The organism is Actinoplanes sp. NPDC051633, assembly GCF_040681735.1.
Taxonomy (GTDB): domain Bacteria; phylum Actinomycetota; class Actinomycetes; order Mycobacteriales; family Micromonosporaceae; genus Actinoplanes.
This window is the reverse complement of sequence record NZ_JBFAZH010000282.1, coordinates 1-7,719: the sequence shown is the minus strand read 5'-3', so window position 1 is coordinate 7,719 and position 7,719 is coordinate 1. Positions and strand designations below refer to the sequence as shown.

The 7,719-nt window shown below is 72.0% G+C and carries 8 protein-coding genes; 6 read left to right on the top strand and 2 right to left on the bottom strand.

The genetic code is table 11. The features are described 5' to 3' along the window. The first annotated feature begins 122 nt into the window (after positions 1-122). The 3 genes from AB0M20_RS17660 to AB0M20_RS17650 are packed head-to-tail and all read left to right on the top strand — an operon-like array spanning position 123 to position 2,665. On the top strand, positions 123-1,484 hold the full coding sequence (locus AB0M20_RS17660; protein ID WP_364299300.1) for a histidine kinase: 1,362 nt from the start codon (positions 123-125) through the stop codon (positions 1,482-1,484). Further along, positions 1,408-2,067 (top strand): response regulator transcription factor, encoded by a 660-nt coding sequence (locus tag AB0M20_RS17655; RefSeq protein ID WP_364299298.1) that lies wholly within the window; start codon positions 1,408-1,410, stop codon positions 2,065-2,067. Before AB0M20_RS17660 ends, AB0M20_RS17655 begins: the two co-directional genes overlap by 77 nt. A gap of 10 nt (positions 2,068-2,077) precedes the next feature. Then, complete coding sequence (locus AB0M20_RS17650; protein WP_364299296.1) at positions 2,078-2,665, top strand: hypothetical protein; 588 nt, start codon at positions 2,078-2,080, stop codon at positions 2,663-2,665. Positions 2,666-2,692: 27 nt separating this feature from the next. Here the strand turns inward: AB0M20_RS17650 and AB0M20_RS17645 are convergent, their stop codons facing one another. Next, positions 2,693-3,082 carry a hypothetical protein gene (locus tag AB0M20_RS17645; RefSeq protein WP_364299294.1) on the bottom strand — a complete coding sequence of 130 codons (390 nt, stop codon included), beginning with the start codon at positions 3,080-3,082 and terminating at the stop codon, positions 2,693-2,695. A gap of 192 nt (positions 3,083-3,274) precedes the next feature. On the opposite strand from AB0M20_RS17645, the gene AB0M20_RS17640 reads away from it, so the two are divergent. From AB0M20_RS17640 to AB0M20_RS17630, 3 genes are all read left to right on the top strand, one after another. After that, the gene (locus tag AB0M20_RS17640; RefSeq protein WP_364299291.1) at positions 3,275-4,687 is read left to right on the top strand and encodes a GDSL-type esterase/lipase family protein; all 1,413 of its coding nucleotides are present in this window, start codon (positions 3,275-3,277) and stop codon (positions 4,685-4,687) included. 232 nt (positions 4,688-4,919) lie between these two features. Next, a complete protein-coding gene (locus tag AB0M20_RS17635; protein ID WP_364299289.1) occupies positions 4,920-6,167 on the top strand; it encodes a histidinol-phosphate transaminase in 1,248 nt (415 codons plus the stop codon). Between the two features lie 76 nt (positions 6,168-6,243). Beyond that, on the top strand, positions 6,244-7,077 hold the full coding sequence (locus AB0M20_RS17630; RefSeq protein ID WP_364299287.1) for a glycosyltransferase: 834 nt from the start codon (positions 6,244-6,246) through the stop codon (positions 7,075-7,077). On the opposite strand, the gene AB0M20_RS17625 is transcribed toward AB0M20_RS17630, so the two are convergent. Continuing rightward, positions 7,064-7,719, bottom strand: a 656-nt coding sequence (locus AB0M20_RS17625; protein ID WP_364299285.1) for an aldehyde dehydrogenase family protein, incomplete at its 5' end; no start/stop codon positions are given. The two genes, AB0M20_RS17630 and AB0M20_RS17625, sit on opposite strands and share 14 nt — an antisense overlap.

Sequence of the window (7,719 nt, the reverse complement as noted above, 5' to 3'; positions counted from 1 at the left end):
GCGACCAGTGGCGTTGACATGCCGAGAACTCTCGCCGGGCGGCGGTAGCACCCGCCATTGGACCTGGGTACTAGTACCGCCGGACGATCTTTTTCGGTCGCCGCCCGCTTACGCTGCGAGGCATGACGTCAACCGTCGGGCTCGTCGCGCGCTTCACCGCGGTGGGGGTGGCCGTGCTGGCCGGCCTGGCCGCGCTGCTCGCTCTGGCCGCTCGCCAGGCGGGCATCGAGCAGGCCACCGAATCGGCCAGCGAGGTCGCCTGGGTGACGGCGAAAGGTGTGGTCGAGCCCCGGCTGGACGCGGCGGTGATCGCCGGCGACCCGGCCGCGGCAGCCGGGTTCGACCGGGCCATGCGCCAGTACGTCCTGCACGGCTCGCTGGTGCGGGTGAAGCTCTGGGACGACACCGGCCGCATCCTCTACTCCGACCAGCCGGGCCTGGCCGGCACCTCATGGGAGCTCGAGGAGGAGGAGCTGGCCGCGCTGCGCGCCCAGCAGATCGACTCCGAGGTGAGCGATCTGTCGCGGCCGGAGAACAGGTTCGAGCGCCCGTGGGGCAAGCTTCTCGAGGTGTACGTGGGCGTGCGCGCCGCCACGGGCAAGCTGCTGCTCTTCGAGGTCTACTTCCGCTACGACGCGGTGGACCAGGCGGGCCGCGCCGCGTGGCGGCAGTTCGCTCCGATCGCCGTGGGCGCGCTGCTGGCCCTGCAGCTCGTGCAGATCCCGCTCGCCTGGTCGCTCGCCCGCCGGGTGCAACGCCAGCAACGCGACCGCGAGGCGCTGCTGCGGCACGCCGTCGACGCCTCCGACGCCGAGCGCCGGCGGATCGCCGGTGAGCTGCACGACGGGGTGGTGCAGCAGCTCACCGGGGTCACGTACGCGCTGGACGCCGCCCGCCTCGGCAACCCGGACGAGGCGCAGCGCGGCGAGGTCATCACCCGGGCGGCCGCCGACCTGCGGGCCGGCATCGGCGCCCTCCGTTCGCTGCTGGTCGACATCTATCCGCCCAACCTCGCGGAGGAGGGCCTCGGGTCGGCGCTGGCCGAGCTCGCCGTCGCGCTGGAACGCACCGGCGTCCGGGTCAACCTCGACGTGCGCGACGCCGAGCGGCTGACGCCGGTGGCCGCCGGCCTGCTCTTCCGCACGGCGCAGGAGGCGATACGCAACATCGGCACGCACAGCGGGGCGGAGCAGGTCGACATCGAACTCGTCGAAGAGGGCGAAATGGTGCGTCTTGTGATAGATGATGATGGTCGCGGTTTCGACGGTGACGTCTTCGCCGAGCGCGCCGAGGGCGGGCATTTCGGATTGCGGGCGTTGAGCGACCTGATCGCCGGCGCGCACGGCAGGCTGGTGGTCCGGTCGGCTCCGGCGGCCGGGACGCGTGTGGAAGCGGAGGTGCCGGTCCATGATCCGGGTGCTGATCGTCGACGACCACGCCGTCGTCCGGCGGGGGTTGGCGCAGCTTCTCCAGACGACGGATGACCTGCGGCTGGCCGGCGAGGCGACGCACGGCGAGGAGGCCGTGGTGATGGCCGCCGAGCTGCGCCCCGACGTGGTGCTGATGGACCTGTCGATGCCGGGGATGGACGGCGTCCAGGCCACCTCGCGGATCCTGGCCGTCCAGCCGGAGACCCACGTCCTGGTGCTCACCTCGTTCAGTGACCAGAACCGGATCCTCGACGCGTTGCAGGCCGGCGCCGAGGGCTACCTGCTCAAGCACGCCGAGCCGGAGACCATCCTCTCCGGGGTCCGTGAGGTCGTCGAGGGCGGCTCGCCGCTCGATCCCAAGGCCGCGCGGGTGCTGCTCACCAGCCGGCGTTCGCCGCGGACGGCGCTCACCCTGACCGATCGCGAACAGGAGGTGCTGCGGCTGGTCGGCGAGGGCTTGCCGAACAAGTCGATCGCCCGCCGGCTGGGCATCAGCGAGCGCACCGTGAAGGCCCATCTGACCAGCGTCTACCAGCAGCTCGGCGTGACCGACCGCACCCAGGCGGCGCTCTGGGCGCAGCGGCAGGCGGGGGTGCTAGGACCATCGGACAATGGCGCCGCCGGGGCCCGCGGATGAGGATCGGATCATGAGCGACGTCCGCAACCGGCCCGTGGTGCTGGACACCGGCGTCCGCCATGCCGCGCCCCGGGTCCGAGGCCGGGCCGCGCGGGCCGTGCTGGGCGTGGCGCTGGTGACGGTGCTGGCCACCGGAGCCGTCGCGGCGGGCGGGTGGAGCATCATGACCGCGGCATTCGGCGGCACGCCGGCGAACGGGCCGGATTCCCTCTGGTACGCGCCGCCGGAGGAGGTCGGCGAGAGCGCGGCCACGCCATCCACGGCCGGGCCGGCCCCGGCGCCGGTGCCGAAGCGGACGGTCTCCGCGCCGAGGGCGACCCCGGCCGAGACCCGCGGCGCCAGCAACGCGGGCAGGTCGTCGAAGCGCCCCTCGGCCCGGCCTTCCTCGTCACCCACCAGAGGCGGCGGCGGAGGCAACAGCGGCCGAGGTGACAGCAGCGACGACGGGGCCGACGACGACAGCGGCAAGGGCAGAGGTGGCGACGACAAGGGCCGTGAGGACCGCGAGGACCGCGAGGACCGCGAGGACCGCGAGGGCCGTCAGGACAGTGGTGACGACAGCGGCGGCCGGCGCGGCGGCAAGGGCGCCGACGACTGATCGCAAGCGGACAGGCGCGCGAACAGCTCAGGCCGCGAACGCGTTGGCGTGCAGGGGGACGCCGGTGTCCTCCGGCAGGGGTGCCGCCCCGGCGCCCGCGATCGGCCGCGGCCGGCGCGGCTGCCGCTGCCCGGTGCTGCCACCTCGGCCGGGATGGATGAACAGCCCGTGCACGGGGTCGGGCACGGCGTCCAGAGCCGCGGTCACCAGCGGCAGGGCGCGGAACTCGGCCCAGCGTTCGTCCGACGCGAACGCGATCTCGAACAGCACACCCCAGCTGTGGGTGTGCCACTGCCAGTCGTAGGCGCCGTGCGTGACCGCCGCCTCGGTGAGCGCATTGCCCAGGGAGTCACGCCAGCCGCGCGCGGAGCCCGCTGACCCGTCCAGCACCTCGACAGACCACCAGTAAAGCTCCATGGATCGACGATAGGTCCACTTGTCGAGGGCGGCTGTGCCAGATGTCATGTCCGCTCAAAACTCGGCCGCGGCGCGGCCGGAGATCGACGATCTCGTGCGCGATGTGCCGGAGAAAGGCCCATGGCATCGACGAGCGTCCCTGTCGCCGATAGTGGGGGCTGTCGGTTCGCACTCGAAGGATAGGTGGTCGTCGTGGCACCCACCCGCACCGGAAAGGTCCGCACCACTGCCGGCATGCTCGCCGTCGCGCTCGTCGCGGCGCTGTCATTGGCCGGTGCCGGACCGGTCACCGCCGCGGGCAGGTCCGCGGCCGGATCCACGGCCGGATCCACGGCCGGATCCGCAGCTGGATCCGCGGCTCTGTGGGAGGCCTCGTTGCAGGGCCGGCACGGCACGTCGCCCGACGTCACCGTCCGGATGATCGCGCGCGTCTCGACCGCCGGATCACAGATCCGCGTCCGGCTCGGGAACCCCTTCGGCGACGCTCCGGTGGTGGTGCGCGAGGCCTGGGCGGGCCGCACGATCGCCCCGGGACTGGCCACCTTGGTGCCCGGCTCCAACCACCGGCTGCGGTTCCGCGGCGCCGGCCGCGTGACCATCCCGGCCGGTGGCCAGGTGACGAGCGACCCGGTCGCCATCACCGTGCACGCGAACCAGGACGTCGCCGTCAGCCTGTACGCACCGGGCAGCCCGATCAACGACCACACCTTCCCGCCGTTCCCGTACGACCCGCCGGCCTCCTACATCAACACCGGCGGCAACACCGCCCGCGACGAGTCCAACGCCTCCTTCCCGATGTATCCGGTGATCCCCGGCAACACGCCCAGCACCGCGACCGGATACCACCCCGGGCAGACGTGGTGGCTCGATCTCGTGGTCAGCGACCGACCGGCCGCCCGCGGCACCCTCGTCACGCTCGGCGACTCCATCACCGACGGCTACGAGGCCGTCGGACCGCCCGGGCAACGCTGGACGGACGTCCTCGCCGACCGGCTGAACGCGGTGCCGCCCGCGCAGCGGCTCGCGGTGGCCAACGCCGGCATCTCCGGCAACACGGTCAGCGTGCAGCCGAACCCCTACGACCCGACGGGTCAGTGCTGCGGACCGCCGGCCCCTCAGCGGTTGCAGCGTGACGTGCTGTCGGTGCCCGGCGTGCGCGCGGTGATGCTGCTCGAGGGCACCAACGATCTGGGCGGCGGAGCCAACGCGCCACCGGCCTCGGCCGAGCAGGTGATCGGCGCCATGCGCACGATCGTCGCCAGGGTGCACTCCCGCGGGCTGCCCATCGTGGGCGCCACCATCCTGCCGATGTGCCTGGCCGCCGGCAGCGCTCAGGAGCAGGCCCGGCTGGCGGTCAACCAGTGGCTGCGCACCAGCGGGACCTTCGATGCGGTGCTGGACTTCGACGCGGTCCTGCGGAACCCGGCGAACCCCACGGAGATGATCCCCGACCTGCGGCACGACTGCTACCACCCGAACGCGGCGGGCGACGCCCTGCTGGGCGGCTTCATCCCGCTGTGGGTGTTCGGCGTGCCGGTGCCGGGTCACCGCGACGCGGCTCCGGGCACGCCGGTCGTGATCGGACCGGCCGGCGTTCGTCTCTAGGCATCTACAGTTGGCTGATGTCCGACGAGTTCGCCTCCGACGTGGCCGGCCCGAACCGCTGCTGCGTCGCCATCACCACGGCCTCCTGACGCCGACGAACGGTCCCGCGTCGGGCATCGCGCAGCATGCATCGAACTGATCGCGGCCGGATCTGAACGAATCCAGGGAGCGGCCCGTATAGACGGGCGCCAAACGGTGCCGCATGCCGCCCCCACGGATAAAGGACCTCTTAATGGCCGCCACAGGAATAGATACATCGATCCTGCACAAGGGAGCACACAGCGCGTCCTACTTCGACCTCTCCCGCAGCATGGGCGAGGGCGCGGAGATCGTCGACTTCTGCATCCCCTGTAACCCGTACTTCCCGACGCCGGAGATGTTCGACGAGCTCTCCCGCGACCTGAAGAACATCCTGAAGTACTACCCGAGCGACTCGACGAGCATCACCAAGAAGCTGGCCAGCGTCCTCGGGCTGCACCCGCAGACCGTCGCCATGGCCAACGGGTCCACCGAGCTGATCACCTGGATCGATCACCTGCTCATCAAGGAGAGCCTGGCGATCCCGATTCCCACCTTCGGGCGGTGGACCGACCAGCCGCTGGAGACCGGCAAGCGGGTCGACATGTTCCCGCTGCAGGAGCGCGACGGGTTCCGGCTCAACCTGGAGGACTACGTGCGGTTCATCCGGGACCGCGGCTCCCGGGTGGCGGTGGTCTGCAACGTCAACAACCCGGACGGCGGCTACCTCGCCCGGCGCGACGTGATCCGCTTCATGGACGCGCTCGGCGACCTCGACCTGGTCATCATCGACGAGTCGTTCATCGACTTCTCCGACGCCGAGCAGTACCCGTCGGTCGGCCCGGACGCCGTGATCCGGCCCAACACCGTGGTGCTCAAGAGCCTCGGCAAGAACTTCGGCCTGCACGGGATCCGGTTCGGCTACCTGATGGCCAACCCGGCGATCGCCGGCCGGATCGGCAAGGCGCTGCCGAAGTGGAACCTGAACTCCCTCGCGGAGAAGGTCGTCCACATGATCGAGGAGCATGACCAGGAGTACGAGGACAGCCTGCGCCTGCTCAGCCGGGACCGCCGGGACATGGCGGGGGAGCTGCAGCGCGTACCCGGATTGACGGTCTTTCCCTCGCAGGGCAACTTCATCCTGGTCAAGCTGCCCACCGAGTGGTCGGGCGTGGCGCTGCGCGACTATCTGGTGGCCAACCACGGCGTCTACACCCGCGAGTGCGGCAACAAGCTCGGCATGACCAGCCAGTTCATGCGCCTCGTGGTCCGCCCGGGCCGGGACGTCGACCGGCTCCTCGACGGGATGATGGATTACGGCCGGCAGTTCCGGGTGCGGCCGGCCTATGAGGACGTCGATCCGCTGGACACCCGCCGCGCCTGGAACGACGGCACCCCGGACAACCTGATCCAGTACCCGGCACACAGGACCGAGTACAGCGCCAGGCGGGCAGCGGGATGACCGCTCGCGGATCGTGGCGGTGTGGTCACCCAAACGAGTCGTTTCCGGGCCGCCGGGTGAGGGTAGTCCGCGCGCCGTGATCGACAACGACGTCACCGTGGTGGTGGCCACCCGCAATCGTGCCGGTCGTCTGATGGAGACGATGCCGATGCACGAGGGTCCGGTGATCCTGGTGGACAACGCCTCCGACGACGGCACGCCGGACCTCATCGAGGCCGCGTTTCCGCAGGTGCGAGTGGTCCGGCTGGAGGACAACCGAGGGGCCGCCGCCCGCAATGCCGGGGTCGAGCTGGCGGCGACGGAGTTCGTGGCGTTCGCCGACGACGACTCGTACTGGACGGCGGGCTCGCTGCGCAAGGCCGCCGGTCTGCTGCGCGACTTCCCGCGGACCGGCCTGTTGTGCGCCCAGGTGCTGGTCGGCCCGGAGCAGTTCCTCGACCCGATCTCCGCCGAGATGGCCCGGGCGCCGCTGGGCGTGCCCGACGACGCGCCCGGCCCGGCGGTCCTCGGCTTCCTGTCCTGCGCGGCGGTGGTCCGGCGCAGCGCCTTCCTGCAGGCCGGTGGCTTCAACCCCACACTTCACGTGTACGGGGAGGAGGCGCTGCTCGCCATGGACATGGCCGCCGCCGGTTGGCTGCTCAGCTACACACCCGAGCTGACCGTGCGCCACCTGCCCGAGCCGGCCGGCCGCGACCCGCGGGCACGCCGCCGCCGGCAGGCCCGCAACGACCTGCTCACCGCGATGCTGCGCCGCCCGCCCCGGGTGGTGGCGCGGACCGCCGCCAGGGCGTGGCGGCACGATCGCGGGGCGGTGACGGACGCGGCCCGGCTGCTGCCCTGGGCGCTGCGCCGCCGCCACCCCCTGCCCACCCGGGTCGAACGGGACCTGTGCACGCTCACCAGCCGTTAGGCGGGTCCTCGAGGTGCACCACCTTCGTCGTGGTCATCTCGTCGAGCAGCTCCGGCCCGTACCCGAAGCCCTGGCCGCTGACCCCGCGCGGCTGAGCCGCCCCGGCCGGCGCGCCGCCGAACACGTTGTTGATCTTCACGGTGCCGACCGGCAGCCCGCGGCGGGCCTGCTGCGCGTGTGACATCGAGGCCGTCAGGACGCTCGCGGCCAGCCCGTACGGCGACGACGCGGCCCGGCTCATCGCGTCGGCGAAGGAGTCGACGACGACCACCGCGGCGACCGGGCCGAAGGTCTCCTCGGCCACCACCTCCATGTCGTCGGTGCAGTCCGCCAGCACCGTCGGCGGATAGTAGGCGCCCGGCCCGTCCGGGATGTCGCCGCCGGTCAGCACCTTGGCGCCGGCCGCGACAGCCGCCTGCACCTGGGCGTGCACGGCGTCGCGCAGCCGCGTGTCCACCAGCGGCCCGATCCGGCTCGCCCACTCCGCCGCCTCGCCGGACAGCGCCGTCAGGAAGTCGTCGGCGATGTCGGCGTGCACGTAGATCCGCTCGACCGAGACGCAGATCTGTCCCGAGTTCGCGAAGGCGCCCAGCGCGGCCTGCGCGGCGGCCCAGGCCACGTCGACCCCCGCGTCGACGATCA